The sequence below is a fragment of the Haloactinomyces albus genome, assembly GCF_031458135.1.
Taxonomy (GTDB): Bacteria; Actinomycetota; Actinomycetes; order Mycobacteriales; family Pseudonocardiaceae; genus Haloactinomyces; species Haloactinomyces albus.
On sequence record NZ_JAVDXW010000001.1, the window covers coordinates 164,362 to 180,701 of the forward strand.

General features: G+C 66.9%; 11 protein-coding genes. 5 read left to right on the forward strand and 6 right to left on the reverse strand.

Annotated elements, in window-relative coordinates:
* Positions 1 to 30 precede the first annotated feature (30 nt).
* The 4 genes from JOF55_RS00785 to JOF55_RS00800 all read right to left on the reverse strand — a co-directional run bounded on the left by JOF55_RS00785 (position 31) and on the right by JOF55_RS00800 (position 5,567).
* Positions 31 to 1,041, reverse strand: coding sequence for a polyprenyl synthetase family protein (locus tag JOF55_RS00785; protein ID WP_310267978.1), 1,011 nt, complete (start codon positions 1,039 to 1,041; stop codon positions 31 to 33).
* Between the two features lie 4 nt (positions 1,042 to 1,045).
* Positions 1,046 to 2,416 (reverse strand): hydroxysqualene dehydroxylase HpnE, encoded by a 1,371-nt coding sequence (gene hpnE / locus JOF55_RS00790; protein ID WP_310267982.1) that lies wholly within the window; start codon positions 2,414 to 2,416, stop codon positions 1,046 to 1,048.
* The gene (gene hpnC, locus JOF55_RS00795) at positions 2,413 to 4,185 is read right to left on the reverse strand and encodes a squalene synthase HpnC (RefSeq protein ID WP_310267985.1); all 1,773 of its coding nucleotides are present in this window, start codon (positions 4,183 to 4,185) and stop codon (positions 2,413 to 2,415) included. Before hpnC ends, hpnE begins: the two co-directional genes overlap by 4 nt.
* A gap of 221 nt (positions 4,186 to 4,406) precedes the next feature.
* Positions 4,407 to 5,567 (reverse strand): MGDG synthase family glycosyltransferase, encoded by a 1,161-nt coding sequence (locus JOF55_RS00800; RefSeq protein WP_310267989.1) that lies wholly within the window; start codon positions 5,565 to 5,567, stop codon positions 4,407 to 4,409.
* Between the two features lie 162 nt (positions 5,568 to 5,729).
* Here JOF55_RS00800 and JOF55_RS00805 point away from each other — a divergent pair, with 162 nt between their 5' ends.
* From JOF55_RS00805 to hpnR, 3 genes are all read left to right on the forward strand, one after another.
* The gene (locus JOF55_RS00805; protein ID WP_310267992.1) at positions 5,730 to 6,986 is read left to right on the forward strand and encodes a DMT family transporter; all 1,257 of its coding nucleotides are present in this window, start codon (positions 5,730 to 5,732) and stop codon (positions 6,984 to 6,986) included.
* A 43-nt stretch (positions 6,987 to 7,029) separates the two neighbouring features.
* Positions 7,030 to 7,956, forward strand: coding sequence for a DMT family transporter (locus tag JOF55_RS00810; protein WP_310267995.1), 927 nt, complete (start codon positions 7,030 to 7,032; stop codon positions 7,954 to 7,956).
* Positions 7,957 to 8,299: 343 nt separating this feature from the next.
* On the forward strand, positions 8,300 to 9,805 hold the full coding sequence (gene hpnR, locus JOF55_RS00815) for a hopanoid C-3 methylase HpnR (RefSeq protein ID WP_310267998.1): 1,506 nt from the start codon (positions 8,300 to 8,302) through the stop codon (positions 9,803 to 9,805).
* A 158-nt stretch (positions 9,806 to 9,963) separates the two neighbouring features.
* Here the strand turns inward: hpnR and JOF55_RS00820 are convergent, their stop codons facing one another.
* Both JOF55_RS00820 and JOF55_RS00825 read right to left on the reverse strand, forming a co-directional pair.
* Positions 9,964 to 10,800: a PRC-barrel domain containing protein gene (locus JOF55_RS00820; RefSeq protein ID WP_310268000.1), complete on the reverse strand. Its 837-nt coding sequence runs from the start codon at positions 10,798 to 10,800 to the stop codon at positions 9,964 to 9,966.
* A gap of 37 nt (positions 10,801 to 10,837) precedes the next feature.
* Positions 10,838 to 11,725 carry a mechanosensitive ion channel family protein gene (locus JOF55_RS00825; RefSeq protein ID WP_310268002.1) on the reverse strand — a complete coding sequence of 296 codons (888 nt, stop codon included), beginning with the start codon at positions 11,723 to 11,725 and terminating at the stop codon, positions 10,838 to 10,840.
* 210 nt (positions 11,726 to 11,935) lie between these two features.
* Between JOF55_RS00825 and JOF55_RS00830 the strand changes: the two genes are divergently transcribed.
* Positions 11,936 to 13,768: a transketolase gene (locus tag JOF55_RS00830; protein ID WP_310268003.1), complete on the forward strand. Its 1,833-nt coding sequence runs from the start codon at positions 11,936 to 11,938 to the stop codon at positions 13,766 to 13,768.
* Between the two features lie 162 nt (positions 13,769 to 13,930).
* The gene (locus JOF55_RS00835; protein WP_310268007.1) at positions 13,931 to 16,315 is read left to right on the forward strand and encodes a Tex family protein; all 2,385 of its coding nucleotides are present in this window, start codon (positions 13,931 to 13,933) and stop codon (positions 16,313 to 16,315) included.
* Positions 16,316 to 16,340: the final 25 nt, after the last annotated feature.

Genomic DNA, 16,340 nt, shown 5'->3' on the forward strand with positions numbered 1-16,340 from the left:
CCAGTTCGGTCTGCCGGTGCAGCGATTCCGTCAACGTTGCCTCCGCAGGATGTAATCGGCGAGTTCGGTCAGCCCCTCGGTCGCGGTGCCACAGTCGGCGAGCTCGAGATGTCGCCGTGCGGAAGTCAGCCTGCGTTCGCACTCGTTCTGTGTCCACTCGCGCGATCCGGCCTTGTCCACCAGTTCCGCGGCTTCGCCGAGCTGGCCCTCGTCCAGTGGGTCGGGCTGGGCATACAGTTCCCGCAGTCGGAATCCCGCCGCGGTGCCCGATGTCATGGCATGCACCACCGGAAAAGACTTCTTGCGGGAACGCAGATCGGACAGCACGGGCTTTCCGGTCACGTCCGGGTCCCCCCACAGCCCGAGCAGGTCGTCGACGAGCTGAAAAGCCATCCCGAGTTCGCGACCGAAGGCGTCCAGTTGTTCCACCGCTTGCCGGGGGGCTCCGACGAACAGGGCGCCGATCGAGGCCGAGCAGCCCAGCAGCGCTCCGGTCTTACCGGCCACCATGGTGCGGCACTCGTCGAGGGTGACATCCATCCGCTGTTCGAAATCCAGATCGGCGGCCTGGCCCGCGATGAGTCTGCTGATCGCGGTCGACAGGGACCGTGCCGCGTCGACGGCCTGCGGCGACGGATCCTCCAGCAGCATGTCGGTGGACAGTGCCAGCAACGCATCCCCGGCAAGCAGTGCCGCCGAGCGCCCGAAGACGGTCCATGCGGTGGGGCGATGCCTCCGGGAGAGGTCTCCGTCCATCAGATCGTCATGCAGCAGCGAAAAGTTGTGCACGAGTTCCACGGCGGCGGCCGCGGGCAGCGCCCCGCCGTAGTCGCCGCCGCCACCTTGGGCGGACAGCATCACCAGTGCGGGACGCAACGCCTTGCCCGATCGTGTTTCCGGAGCACCGTCGGCATTGATCCAACCGAAGTGGTACTCGCTGACCCGCCTGGTGTCCGGATCGAGCCGGCTGAGGACCTTGCGAAGTTCCGGATCGACGAACTCCTGGGCGGTTGCCAACGCAGACGGAATGGTTGCTGTCATGTGGTCACCTCCACGCCACTCGGTGATCGATGCTGGTGGCGAGATCGACTACTTCGGCGGCGCGGTCGCCGCTGGAAACGGCCCCTTCGAGCGTGTCCGGCCATCCGGTGTCGGTCCACGCACCCGCCAGAACCAATCCGGGCACGCCGGTTTGCGCACCCGGGCGCGAGGCTCGGATCCCGGGTTCCGGCAGGAACGTGGCAGCCGGTTCTCTGGTGACGAAGAAATCCAGCACGGCGGCACGATGTGCTCGCGGGAACAACTCCCGCAGGGCGGGCAAAAATCGATCGCGCAGTTCCTTCGTTCGCATGGCCAGGTGATCGTGGGCCGCCGACAGGGACACCACCAGGTACTGCCCCTGGTCGACGCCCGCAGCGGTAGTGCGGTCGAAGACCCACTGCACGGGTGAATCGATCGCCGCTGCCAGCTCCAGGTCGGTGACCGGGCGGTCGTAGTGGACGTGCACGTTGACGATCGGAGTCGAAGACAGCCGCGCCCAGGAGCTCGGCTCGGGCAGGTCGAGATCACCGAGCAGTTTCGTGGCTGCCGTGTGCGGTACCGCCACCACGACGGCATCCGCGTCGAGTTCGGTCTCGTCATGGTCGGCCTCGCCATGCTCGTCCGCCGTGACTCGCAGTCCGTTCTCCACCTGCCGCACCGCAAGCGCTTTGGTGCGCAAGCGGATCGTGGCCCCGGCTGCGCTCAGCGCCCGGCGTGCGGGGAGATCGTGCAAGTCGCCCAGCGGGAGCTGCGGGATTCCGATGTCGCCACCGGTGGTGGTGTCCAGCACTCCGGTTCGGAACACCTTCACGGCCATGGCCAGCGAGACCTGCCACGGCTCTGCGTTGAGCGCGGCCACGATCAGCATTCCCCACAACACCTGCACGGTGCGCTCCGGCTCTTGCCGGTCACGGAGCCACTCACCGAAGCTGATGCTCTCCAGCGAAGGATCGTCCGGATCGAGGTGGCGCAGTGCCAGTGCAGTGCGCAGTGCCGCCCATCGTTGCCGCCACGTGAGCGCCCGGTGATTCAGCAGCGCAGGCAGCAGGTGGGCCGGGGCGGGGAGCCGACCTCGCCGAAGCAGCCAACCACGCCCACCGGGTGCGACAACGGGCACGTGGAAGCGCGGCTGCACGTGCACACCACCGAGCACTCCCAGCCGCCGCAGCAGCGCGGCATAGCTCGAATAGCAGCGCAGGAAGACATGCTGGCCGGTGTCGACCGTCATCTCGCCGCGGCGAAACGAGTACGCGGCCCCGCCGAGCCGAGGACGGGACTCCAGAACGGTCACATCGAAACCGGCGTCACAGCAGCGCAGTGCCGCGGCCACACCCGACACACCGCCGCCGATCACGACCACTCGCCCACGGGTCACGGCGTCATCCCCGCCAAGGACCGTGTCGCAACGGCGACCTTCTGCCTGGCAGGCAACGACATCCTCGTGCGCATCGCCGTGTGCGGTTCGGCGATGATGCGCTGCAGCAACTCGTGGTAGATCCCTGCCATGGCAGCACAGCAAGCGCGACTGCGGTGATCGAGCATCGGCAGCAGGCGGAATCCTTCGGCGTACCACTGCTCGGCACGGCCTGCCTCGAAGCGGATCAACTCCCCCAGCGCCGTGGGGTCATCGGCCAGCATTCCGTCCTCGGTCAGTTCCAGCCCCACGCCGAAGTGCTCCATGTCCTGCCGTGGCAGGTACACGCGACCGTTGCGTCGGTCCTCCAGGACATCGCGCAGAATATTGGTCAACTGCAGGGCAACACCCAGCGCATCCGCGCGCGCTCGGGCCGTCGGCGAATTCTCGGCACCGAAGACCGCCAGCGACAGCCTGCCGATCGAGCCCGCCACGCAACGACAGTAGTGCAGCAGCTCATCGAACGTCGCATACCGCTGACCACGTACATCGGCCTCACAGCCCTCGACGAGTTCGTCGAACACTTCCAGCGGGATCGACATCCGGTGGCTCGCATCCGCCAGTGCCACGAGGACGGGGTCGGCCGATCCGAGGTTCGCCGAACGCAGTTCGTCACGGACGTGGGCGAGCTTGGTGACCTTGTCCGTGTACGGCAACTCGCCGTCGCCGATGTCGTCGACGCGGCGAGCGAACGCGTACACCGCCGACAGGGCCCGCCGCTTCGGTCCGGGCAGCAAGCTGATGCCGTACGAAAAATTCTTCGCCTCCGCGCGGGTGATCTCCTCACATTGCCGGTAGGCGCTGAGCACCCGCGTCGTCGTACTGTCGGACCTTGCTCCGGTCAGGCACAGCCGCGCCCACTCGCCGAGTGCACGGGTCTTGTTCGGCCGCACTGTGACGGAAACCGGATCGTGTCCGGCCGCTGCGAAAGCACGCACGGTGGCTCGTCCACCGGCGACATACCCGGCCACGGCCAGGCGTGCGATCCCCGAAAGGCGGGACACCAGCGGCGTTCCCTCGTCGAGCAACTGCCGAGCTCGATCCACTTCGAACCAGATCAGATTGCGCAGTTCCGCCGAGGTGCTCGGGGTGGTGAGTTCCTGCTCTGTGCAGGAGAAGTGTTCCAGGTCCTCTGTGGGGAGATACACGCGATCCCGCTGGGCGTCTTCGACCACGTCCTGGCAATGCTCGAGGATTTGCAGTGCGGTGCAGATCCGATCCGACAGCGCGATCAGGTCCGACCGGGCGTAACCGAAAATGTGCAGGACCAGCTCACCCACCGGATTGGCCGAGTGGACACAATAGTCGACGAGCTCGGCGAATGTCCGGTAGCGACGTACCCGCTGATCCTGCCGGTTGGCCGCGATCAGTCGCGCCAGCAACTCCCGGGGAATACCGCATTCACGCACAACCGGCACCAGCGCCTGGAACAGCGGAATGCGCGGGGTGCCGGTGTAGACACGTCGGAGATCGTGCTCCAACAGGTCCAGCAGGCCCTCACGGGGACCGCATGCTTCATCGCCGGCATAGTCGACGAGCCGGGCATACCCGTACACGGCGAGCAAACGGCGACGAATGTGGCGAGGCAGCACGCGTGAAGCGACGGTGAAATTCTCCGAGTCGGCTTGTGCGAGCAGCGTCTCGGCGGCGGGCAACTGTCCGGGAAGGACCACCTCGAACGAGCCTGTCGGTTGTTGACCGGCATGTGCACGTTCCGGGAGCGCAGCCATTCCCATCTCCCTACTCAGCGCAGACGATCTCGAAGGCAACTCTCGTTATCGTATGGCTCTGCTCTCGCTTCCGCAGGTCGAATGTGTCACCCGAAAGAAGGGTTTTTCCCTTCGGTCCTACAACGACAGGAGTAACAACAGGGATTGCCGACCCCGGTTATCCCGTGCGGGAAAACCGGGGTGTCGCCGCAAAAGGAGACAGGACCGGTCGGTACCGACGGTCAGGAAGAATCCGTCTGCACCTGCCGCCCCTCGGCCATACGTTCGATGATCCTCGCCGGATCGCCGGTCACCAGAGCTCTTCCGCGCGCCACCCGATCCCGGCGGTATCGGGGTTCCCGATTCAGCGTGTCCAGCGTGCCGAGCAGCCCCTGTTCATCCATGACGATGTCGGTGAGGCCCAGCCGGGCCAGCGCCTCGGTGTCATCCCGGCCGTGCCCGGTGATCGGCCGGAAGGTCACCACCGGCAACCCACAGGTCAACGCCTCCTTGGCACTGAGTCCACCCGCGTTTTCCACCAGAACGTCCGCTGCGGCCATCAGCCCCGCCATATCCGCCACCCAGCCCAGGACGATGCCTGCGCGCAACCGCTCGACACGTCGACGCAGTTCCTCGTTGCGGCCGCAGACGACGACCGGTACCCATCCCGGATGAGCCGCGATCGCCGTGACCGCTCGTTCGATGGCCCCCATCCCCAATGAGCCCGCGACGACGAGTGCGATCGAAGCATCGCTCGGAACGCCGATGGCACGCCGGGTCTCCTCCGGATCCGCCTGCGGCGTGTCGAAATCGGGGCGGACCACCGGGCCGCAGACGGCCGCGGGTCCACCCGAGCGGCGCGTAGCCTCCTGGGCCGCCTCGGAAGAGATGCACACGTTGAGGTCGGCATCCGGGTGCGTCCACACGCTGTGCACGGAAAACGTCGTGATGAAGGTGACCGCGGGACAGTGCAGTCCCCCGCGACCGCGAAGCCGGGCAACAGCCAGCGCGGACAGATGGTAGGTCGAGACCACGACGTGTGGCCGGAAATGCTCGATCAATCGACGCAGACGGGGCAACGCCAACAGGACGGGCACTCGCACCCGCTCTCCGGTTTCCTGCCGAGCGCGGAAGAACTTCTGGTAGATCGCCTCGTAGAGTCGCGGCGTACGGTTGACCAGCCACGGGTACAGGCGCTCCAGCCAGCGGCCGGTCGGTCCGAGCATCAACCGGTTGAGATCGGCGATGAGCACCTCGTGGCCACGGGCGAGCAGGCGCCGCTCGAGTTCTCGACTGATCTGCAGGTGCCCGCCACCCATCGCGGCCGACACGATGAGGACACGATGGGAAGTCGGCTCCTTTCCCTCGTCCACGTCGCTGTCCACTGCTGTTTCGGCATCCACGACCACACTGTTTCCCCGTCCTCGACACAGGAAACGGCAAGTATGCCGTTTACACCTGCTCGTGTTAGGGAAGGAGTAGGTGCGGAGGATTCGACGGCCACCGGAAATCGCCTCCGGAGGCCGGAACCGGAGTCGGGAGCTGGAGACCGGAGGTAAGTCGCCGTGGTCTACATCCTGACGATCCTCGCCGCACTCATCGTGGGCATCGGAACCGTCGTCGAGCAACGAGCCGCGGCACAATCTCCTCCCGAGTACAACCTGTCGGTGAAACTGCTGTTGTGGCTGGTGCGGCGGCGGCTGTGGTTGCTCGGTGTCGCCTGTTCGTTGGTGGGCAACATCGTGTTCGCCTTGGCACTCGGCGGAGGTAACGTAGCGCTGGTGGAAGCCGTGTACCTGGCGCGGCTGCTGTTCGCCCTGACCCTGGCCGCCCTGTGGCGCCGACATCGAGTAGCTCTTCGCGATGCGCTGGGCGCGCTGATCATCAGTGTGGGGCTGGCCGGATTCATCCTCGGAATGCAGCCCCGCGAGGGGACGGGGATTCGGGTCCCGAACATGGCCTGGGTCATCAGCGGATCCGCCATTGTCGTTTTCGCCCTGGTCCTGGCCATCATCGCCGCGCGGAGACAGCCGGTGCGCAAAGCGATCCTGCTCGGAGCCGGCGGCGGTGCTCTGTTCGGTCTGCAGGCATCACTGACGCACTCGGCTGTGACGTTGATCAGCGGTTCCGGGCTTCTGGCACTGCTGACGAGCTGGCAGGGCTACACCGTGATCGCGGTGGCGCTGTTCGGCATGCTGCTCGTGCAGAGCGCGTACGAGGCCGCCCCGTTGCCCGCCTCCTATCCGGCCATCGTGACGACCCAGCTACTGAGTGGGATCGCCCTCGGTGTGTGGCTGTTGGGCGGTCGAATCCAACTCGACACGAGCAGTCTCGTCATCGGTGGACTGGCTCTTCTGGGCATGATCGCCGGCATCTACCTGCTCACCACCTCCCCGCTGGTGACCGGTCAGTTCGATCAACTGGTGCGTCAGCAGGAGGTGGGGCACGCACGGCAGCTCGAGGAGCGCCTGGAGCACGAGCTGGGCCGAGTCACCCAGGAAGAGAAACGTGCCCAGGATCAGATCGGCGCACGGATCGGCACACGGCTGGATCGGCGATTCCGGCAGGATCTGGCCAAACTCGAAAGCGGAATCACCCGGCTGGAGCAACTGCAGGAGGACATCCGACGGCACCGGGACGCCGAACAGGAACGGCTCCCCCAACTGCCGCCCGCGGAGCGAGAGAGCCTTGTCCGGGAGGATCGCACATTGCGCGAACAAGAACGCCGGATCGACGAGCATGCACGTCGACTGCGGGAGACTGTCGCCGGCTTGGAACGACGAGGGCGGCAGGAGCATCCTCCGGCTGGTCCCGAGACATGATGCCCAGCTCCGCGCCGAGCGAGAGAGCAGTGGAGGTGCAGCCATGAGCCAGGCTCTTCAGCTGGTGTTCTCGGGGCTGGCTGCACTGGCGGCCGGCGGCTGCCTCGCCGTCACCGGGTTACTGCAGCAGCGTGCTGCCAGCAGCCGCCCGAAAAACGAACAGCTTTCGCTGAAGCTGTTGATCGCGCTCGTCCAGAACAAGATGTGGCTTGCCGGGATCGGAGTCGCGTTCCTGTCCTATGCCTTCCAGGCGGTGGCGCTGTCCCTCGGGCCGCTCGCCCTGGTCCAGCCGTTGCTCGTGGCCGAACTGATCTTCGCGGTCCCGATCTCGGTCCGATGGCGAGGGGCACGGATCGGGAGGCGGGAATGGGCCGCGGTGATCTTGGTCGTGGCCGGCCTGGTCATCGGCATCATCTCCGCTTATCCGCGAGGGGGTGACCCGCTGCAGCCCATCACGCTGTGGGCCTACGCACTGGGCGGCATCTTCGTGATCGCAGGCATGTCGCTGGTCATCGGCCGGATGGTGAGCGGGCCGCCTCGTGCCTCGCTGTTCGCGTTGTCCGGAGCGGCCGTGCTGGGCCTGCAATCCGCCTTGTTCGCCGCGACGATCGCCCTGCTCCGGCAGGACATCGGCCACACGTTCACGACATGGCAGCCCTACACGCTGATCGTGGCGAGTCTGGCGGGCATGTTCCTGGTGGAAAACGCCTACCACGCCGGTCCCCTGGCCGCGAGTATGCCCGTGATGGACGCGACCCTGCCGCTGGTGTCGATCAGCATCGGCGTCGCCTTGTTCGGAGAGCAGATTCGTACCGGCACTCTCGCGCTGACGGGTACAGCGGTGGGGCTGGCCCTGCTGATCGGCGGCATCATCATGTTGGACACCTCTTCCGTGATCCGCAGGCAGCAGCAAATCGAGCATCAGGACAAGGCCGAAACCGCGGAGAACGAACAAGGAACCCCCGAGTGAAACTCCGTGCGGCTACCCGATCGAGTGGTCCCCTGTTTGCCGGGTCCGCTGTGGGGTATTCCGGTCGCGACCACTTCGTCTCGGGAGGTCTTATGGGTAAGAAAGCACGGATCGGTCTGCTGCTCGGAGCGACGTCATGCCTGTTGGCCGTGATGGTCGACTGGATCGTCGAAGAGCTCTGAGCGAGAGCGAACCAAGCTCCCGGTTCGAGGGGTGCGGCGGAAAACCGCACCCCTCGAACCGTCCGGTGGAAGAAGCGACATGGTGAACGCACCGGCCTTGCGGAGCTCATCGATCCCTCACCGATTTCGGTCAGCACCAGTGAGCGTGCCGAGGAGGCCGCATGCGTGTCTTGTTCGTCCACCCCAGCGCCCTGATGTACTCGGAACTGTTTCTCCGACTCGAACCGCTGGGGCTCGAGCGGACCGCCGGGGCGGCGCGGGACGCCGGACACGAGGTGCGCATCATCGACCTGCAGACCCACCGCCTCGGCGAGCTCGAGCAGGAGCTCGCCCGGTTCGCTCCCGACGCGGTGGGTTTCGGACTGAATTACCTCGCCAACGTCCCCGAGGTGATCGACGTCGCCCACCGGGTGAAAACCCTCTGTCCACGCACCTATGTCTTCGCCGGTGGCCACTCCGTGTCCTTCATCGCCCGGCACGTCCTCGAACAGGCCGAGGGTGCCATCGACGCGGTGATGCGCGGGGAAGGTGAGGTCGCGGCGCCGCTCCTGCTGGCGGCCATTCCCGACGGAGCGGTACACGAGGTACCCGGCGCGGTGACTTCGGAGGGCAGCGGTCCCGGCGCGCCGGAGATGCTCACCAGTATCGATCGCCCCAGACCTGCGCGCGATCTGCTGCGCAGGCGTCATCGCTACTTCATCGGAGTTCTCGACCCGGCAGCCTCGATCGAGTTCACCCGGGGCTGCCCGTGGGACTGCTCGTTCTGTTCGGCTTGGACCTTCTACGGGCGCAGTTACCGGAAGGTCTCGCCGGAGGCCGCTGCCGAGGAATTGGCGTCCATCCGGGAGCCGGGGGTGTTCATCGTCGACGATGTGGCGTTCATCAAACCCGAGCACGGCGACGGGATCGCCCGCGAACTGGAACGCCGCAATGTTCACAAGCAGTACTATCTGGAGACTCGTGCCGATGTGCTGCTGCGTAATCGCGAGGTGTTCGCCCGGTGGCGGCGGCTCGGCCTGAATTACATGTTTCTCGGCATGGAGGCTCTCGACGGGGACGGCCTTGACCTGCTTCGCAAGCGCGTGACCACCGACGAGAACATGAGAGCTCTCGAGGTGGCCCGCGAGCTCGGTGTCACCGTCGCGATCAATCTCATCGTCGACCCGCAATGGGACCTCGAGCAGTTCCGGGCGATTCGGGAGTGGGCACTGCGTGTACCCGAGATCGTCCACCTGTCGGTCATGACTCCGTATCCGGGCACCGAGATCTGGCACACCGAGTCGCGGAAGCTCACCACTCTGGACTACCGGTTGTTCGACATCCAGCATGCCGTCCTGCCGACGAAACTCCCGCTGGACGTCTTCTACCGGGAACTGGTGCGAACCCAAGCCGTCATCAACCGCAAGCACCTCGGCGTCACGGCACTCGCCAAGACGGCACGCATCGTGGGCGGGCACCTGCTCCACGGCCAAACCAACTTCGCTCGGATGCTGTGGAAGTTCAACACCGTCTACAACCCGCAGCGGCAGTACGCGGACCATCATCGTCCCGTCCGGTATGAGCTGCCGGTTCCCCACCACCACGAGGTCGGCCCACGGGACCGCCAGGAGCTCTACATCCACAGTCGTCCCGAGCGGAAGTCCTCGCAGCGGACGCCCGGCAGTTGAGGACAGCCGGCTAGCACACTTTCGTGCCTGTTCACGACTCGAAAAGAGCTTCCCCTTCGGGAGCGGCCACAGCACGGGTCCGACCGCTCCCGAAAGACAGCCGCTCGCCCGCACGGCATCCTCGCTCGCGGAAGCGAGGATGCCGGAAACGGTCCGGCTCAGTCGCGGACGGAGCGCACCGCAAGACGGCCGAGCGCGAACGCGGCCAGCGTCGTGATCAGCGCACCGAGCGCGTAGAAGTAGCCGAGCTGCTCGAACATCCGGATAATGGTCGATCCGGCCGTAGCACCATAAGGTGCGCCCGGCCCGCCGGATCCCCACAGCAGGGCGATGCTCGGTCCGGTGAGGAACCAGATGCCCCCGACCAGTGCCAGCCAGGCCCCCAGTCCACCGGAGATCCGATTGGCACTGGGGATCAGCATCAAGCCGCCCAGAACGGCGGCCACACCGGGCAGGATGGACAGCCACAGCCGGTCCATGGTGAACAGCCACGGTTGAGTGCTGCCGAATCCGTAACCGAAGTAGGGGCCGATGAACGGAATCAGCGCACCCCACAGGCCGAGCAGGAACAGCAGCGTGCCACTGACGACGCCGCGGCTACGCCGGACCGACAGGGCCGATCCCCGCTCCCGGCCTCCTGCGTGTGCCCCGGAGACTCCCGGCTCCGCTCCTTGCGGCCAGTAATGCTGCGTGAGTCGCCATTCGGTCTCGGGAGCGAGTTCGGCATCCGCCGGGGCGCTCGGTGCGGAACGAACCTGTTGTTTACTCGCCGAGATGTGCACGGACCCACCGCTGCCTCCGGCATGGTGCAGGGGCACGAACTGGTGTTTTCGGCCTGCCTTGACCACGCCCCACGTGGGCGAGTTGTCATCCTGGCCGAGGTAGACGTGCTCGAGCTCGCCGAGTGGAGCCCCGTCGCGATCCACCACGGTGCTGCCGGTCCATTCCCGCACGCGCGGGTCCTCCGGTTGGGCTGGTTGAGCTGACTCGGACATCGTTGGTTCCCCTCGTCACGTCGCTGTCGCGCCGCCGTCACGTCGCTCGGTGCGAGCCACCGCGCTCGGAACCGGGCTCACCGCCTTGCTGCGGCGAGGCCGGGGAGGACATGGAGCGCTCCGTGGTGCCCTCGCTTCCGGAGGTGCCACCACCGGCGCCTGCTTCCTGCATGCTCCAGTTCTGTGTCTGGGACCTCGCACGTTCCCGGCCGGTCTGCATGTCACGCCGAACGGTTTCCTGCTCCTCCTGGGCACGCCGATACCCGGCATTGATCATGTCGGCTGCGGCCTCCCGGCCGCCGAGCCCGAAGGCCAGAGCCGCGCCCAATGCGAGCGCGCCGATCAGCGCGATGTAGGTGGCGGTGACGATCACCGGGGCGATCCGGAGCTGAGTGAGAACCATGAACACCGCAATCGCCATCACCAGCGCAGGCGCCGCCGTCCGCACGACGCGGCCGGTGGGGGTATCGCCCATACCGCGGTGCGCGATCCCGCCGATGGCACCCGCGATCGCCGTGGCCACCGCGAGGATCAGCAGGGCCGCGATGATCCGGGGCAGGTAACCGAGAACGAGGTTCATGAAGCCGGTCAGCGCCGGGATTCCCAGGGTGCCGATCGCCGAGGCCACCACGAACAGCATGAGCACCGCGAACACCACGGTGCCCGCCAGCCGTGACGGGCTGCCCCGCGGGCTGAATCGCTGGACGTACTGCCCCCCTTGGCCGGAGGTGAGCCGATCGTCGACGCGGAATCGGTTCAGCAGCTTGGTGATCCCGGCCTTGAGCAGCCTGGCGATGATGTAACCGATCGCCAGGACCAACAGCGCCCCGATGATCTGGGGTAGGTAGTTGACCAGGGTGGTGAACGCATTTTGCAGACTCTGGAGCACATTGAACCCGGTCTGCTGCGCAACGATCATGGTCATGGCGCATCTCCTTGACAGGCAGATGTCACTGACAGGCCGTGGTTACCCACCGTGGAATCCCCACAAAACCACCGCATCCGTACAGTTCTTTTCCACCACTGCTGCCACCATTGCTGCCCTGCGTTGCCACGCCGGACACATCACGCCGGACACATCCGGGTGATGGGTTTCGACCGCCGTCTCTCGGGGCACTCCTCCGGCGTGGAACAGATGACCTTCAGGCACGAACTGGCGCAACAACTGCGGGTGGACTCGGTCCGAGCCGGCGATGCGGCGGGTTCCGGCCATCCCACATCGTCCATGTCCGCGGCCGACCTCTTGGCGGCGATGCTGGATGGCCACCTCCGGCTCGACTTCGAGCGCCCCGACAATCCGCGCAATGATCACCTGATCTTCTCCAAGGGCCATGCCTCGCCGTTGCTGTACTCGTGTTTCAAGGCGGCAGGCGCGATCGACGACGCGGAACTGCTGACGTTCCGCAAGTTCGGCAGCCGCTTGGAAGGCCACCCGACCCCGGCTCTTCCCTGGGTCGATGTCGCCACCGGTTCACTCGGACAGGGTCTGCCCATCGGGGTCGGGCTCGCCCTGACCGGCAAGCAACTCGATCAACTGCCCTACCGGGTATGGGTGGTCTGCGGCGACAGCGAGATGGCCGAGGGCTCCATCTGGGAAGCCTTCGAGCATGCCGCCCATGCCAACCTCGACAACCTGGTCGCGATCGTCGATGTCAACCGGCTCGGCCAGACCGGTGAAACCATGCACGGCTGGGACGTGCAGTCCTACGTCGATCGGGCAAGGGCCACGGGATGGCATGCGATCGACATCGACGGGCACGATCCCGAACAGGTGGAGGCCGCCCTCAGCGAGGCCGAGTCGCACAGCGGCGGGCCGACCGTCATCGTCGCCCGCACCAAGAAGGGCAAGGGAGTCACCGCGGTCGAGGACCTGACCGGTAAGCACGGCAAGCCGTTGCCGGACGCCGCGGAGGCGATCGAGGAACTCGGTGGGGCCCGCGACCTGCGGGTCACGGTGTCCAAGCCCGACAGCGGTGAGCTGACCCAGGCCTTCCGTGTGGAGGGGGCGGACCTGCCTCGATACGAAGTCGGGGAGGAAGTCGCCACCCGCAAGGCCTACGGGCAGACGCTGCGCGCCGTGGGATCGAGGCGGGGCGACGTGGTCGCGATGGACGGCGAGGTCTCCAACTCCACCCATTCCGAGCAGTTCCGGGAAGGGCATCCGGAGCGCTACTTCGAGATGTACATCGCCGAGCAGCAGATGATCGCGGCGGCCGTGGGGATGCAGGTACGGGGATGGCGGCCGTTCGCCTCCACCTTCGCGGCCTTTCTGACCCGGGCTTACGACTTCATCCGCATGGCCGCGGTCAGCCGGGCCGACCTGTGCCTGATGGGGTCGCACGCCGGGGTCGCCATCGGTGAGGACGGTCCCTCGCAGATGGCGCTGGAAGACCTCGCCGCGTTGCGCGCGGTGCACGGCAGCACGGTGCTGTACCCGTGTGACGCCAACCAGACCGCGAAGCTGCTGGAACCGATGGCCGACCGTCCCGGCATCTCCTACCTGCGGACCAGCAGGGGCGGACATCCCGTCATCTACGGCCCCGACGAGGAGTTCGAGATCGGCGGCTCGAAGGTGGTGCGTGATGGCAACGACGTCACGCTCGTCGGGGCGGGGGTGACCCTGCACGAGGCGGTGCGTGCCGCGGACCTGCTGGCCGAGGAGGGGATACGGGCGCGCGTGATCGATCTGTACTCGATCAAGCCGGTCGATACCGCCACCCTGCGTGCCGCTGCCGAACAAACCTCGGGACTGGTCACGGCCGAGGATCACTGGCCGGAAGGCGGTCTCGGGGACACGGTGCTGGCCGCGCTGGCCGAGAGCGGGACCATGGCGCCGGTACACAAGCTGGCCGTGCCTGCCATGCCCGGTTCCGGCAAACCCGCCGAGCTCCTGCGGCAGGCGGCGATCGACGCCGAAGCCATTGCCGAGGCGGCCCGGCGGCTCGTGCGTCAGCCGAGCATGGCCTGATCCGCTTTCCTTCCCGACGGGTTCTCCCTGCGGACGCTCCGCCTGCGACCGTCCCTTGCAGGCGTCGGCCGCACGGCGGGTCGCCCTGCCGTGCGGCCGGCGAACCGGGATCGGCGAGAATGTGCCCCGGAAGATCTCAGTGGCAAGCGGATCAGGGTGACAATGTCGGTTCAGGACAGGATCGCCGAGGAGCTCGGCGTACGCTCGGGGCAGGTGCAGGCGGCGATCGACCTGCTCGACGGCGGAGCCACCGTGCCCTTCATCGCGCGGTACCGCAAGGAAGCCACCGGGACGCTCGACGACGCGCAGCTGCGCACCCTCGACGAGCGGTTGCGGTATTTGCGGGAACTGGAACAGCGGCGCGCCACGATCCTCGAGGAGATCCACAGCCAGGGCAAACTCGATGACGCCCTGCAGGAACGGATCATGGCCGCCGACTCGAAGGCGCGGCTGGAGGATCTCTACCTGCCCTACAAGCCCAAACGGCGCACCAAGGCACAGATCGCCAAGGAGGCCGGGCTCGAACCCCTCGCCGACCAGCTCCTGACCGACCCGACCCGGGATCCGCACACGAGTGCGGCCGCTTTCGTCGACGCCGACCACGGTGTCGCCGACGAGACCGCGGCCCTGCAGGGGGCACGCTCGATTCTGGTCGAGCGCTTCGCCGAGGACGGCGATCTGATCGGGGAACTCCGCGAGCGTGCATGGTCGCGCGGACATCTGACCTCCCGTGTGCGCGAGGGCAAGGAGGAAGCCGGGGCCAAGTTCGCCGATTACTTCGACTTCTCCGAACCTCTCACCAAGCTGCCCTCCCACCGGGTCCTGGCCCTGTTCCGGGGTGAGAAGGAGGAGTTCCTCGACCTCTCGCTGGAGCCCGAGCAGCCCGACGAGTCCCCGACCGAGGGATCGTCCCGGAACGGTCCGAGTGCTTACGAACTGCGTATCGCCCAGCAGTTCGGCATCGCCGAGGAGGGCAGGCCCGCCGACCCGTGGCTGCGGGAAACCGTCCGCTGGGCCTGGCGCACCCGCATCATGGTCCATCTCGACGTCGACCTGCGGACACGCCTGCGGCAGGCGGCCGAGGACGAGGCGGTGCGCGTGTTCGCCGGGAACCTGCGTGATCTGCTGCTGGCCGCACCGGCCGGGACCCGCCCGACAATGGGCCTGGACCCGGGTTACCGCGCAGGCGTGAAGGTCGCAGTGGTCGACGCGACGGGCAAGCTGGTGGCCACCGAGACGGTCCACCCACACGAACCACAGCGCCGCTGGGAGGAGGCCGTGGCCACGCTGTCCCGCCTCGCCCGAGCCCACGACGTGGAACTGCTCGCCATCGGCAACGGCACTGCGTCCCGCGAGACCGACAAGCTCGCGGCCGAGATCATCCGGGGCATGCCGGGCCTGACCAAGGTGTCGGTCTCGGAGGCCGGCGCCTCGGTGTACTCCGCCTCGGCCTATGCCTCGCGGGAACTGCCCGAGCTGGACGTGTCCCTGCGCGGTGCCGTGTCGATCGCACGCCGCCTGCAGGATCCGCTGGCCGAGCTGGTCAAGATCGAACCCAAGTCCATCGGTGTCGGGCAGTACCAGCACGACCTGGCCGAGGGCAAGCTCTCGCGGTCACTGGATGCGGTCGTGGAGGACTGCGTCAACGCCGTCGGCGTCGACGTCAACACCGCCTCGGCTCCCCTGCTGACTCGCGTGTCGGGCATCAGCGCGGGCCTGGCGGAGAACATCGTGCTGCACCGCGAGGAGCACGGCCCGTTCCGGTCGCGCCGGGCACTGACCGACATTTCCCGGCTGGGGTCGAAGACGTTCGAACAGTGTGCGGGCTTCCTGCGCATCCCCAACGGGGACGATCCGCTGGATGCCTCCAGCGTGCACCCGGAGAGCTACCCGGTGGTGCACCGCATCCTCGCATCGACCGAGCACGACATCACCTCGCTGATCGGCAATACCACGGCGCTGCGCGCGCTCGACCCGAAGAAGTTCGTCGACGACACCTTCGGCCTGCCGACCGTCACCGACATCGTCGGGGAACTGGAAAAGCCCGGACGGGACCCGCGGCCGACGTTTCGGACGGCCTCCTTCGCCGAAGGGGTCGACACGCTCGCCGACCTCGAGCCAGGCATGGTGCTGGAGGGCGCGGTCACCAACGTCGCCGCCTTCGGGGCTTTCGTCGACATCGGAGTGCATCAGGACGGTCTGGTGCACGTCTCGGCAATGTCGAAATCCTTCGTCACCGATCCGCGCGAGGTGGTCAAACCCGGTGATGTCGTGCGGGTGAAGGTGCACAGCGTCGACATCCCGCGCAACCGCATCTCGCTGACGCTGCGGTTGGACGACGACGTCGAGACGGGCGACACCAAGCAGCAGGCCGAGCAGCAACGGGACGGCGGCACCGGGAACGGCAAGAGCAGCAAGTCCGGGGCACACTCCGGAGGAAAGAAACCACGCCAGGACCGCGGCGGGAAAAGCAGCAAGCAGAACAGCAAGCAGGGCGGTGGCGCCCTCGCCGACGCCCTGCGGCGCGCCGGCTACGACAACGGCTGATCGTGCCACCGGCTCGGCGATGCGG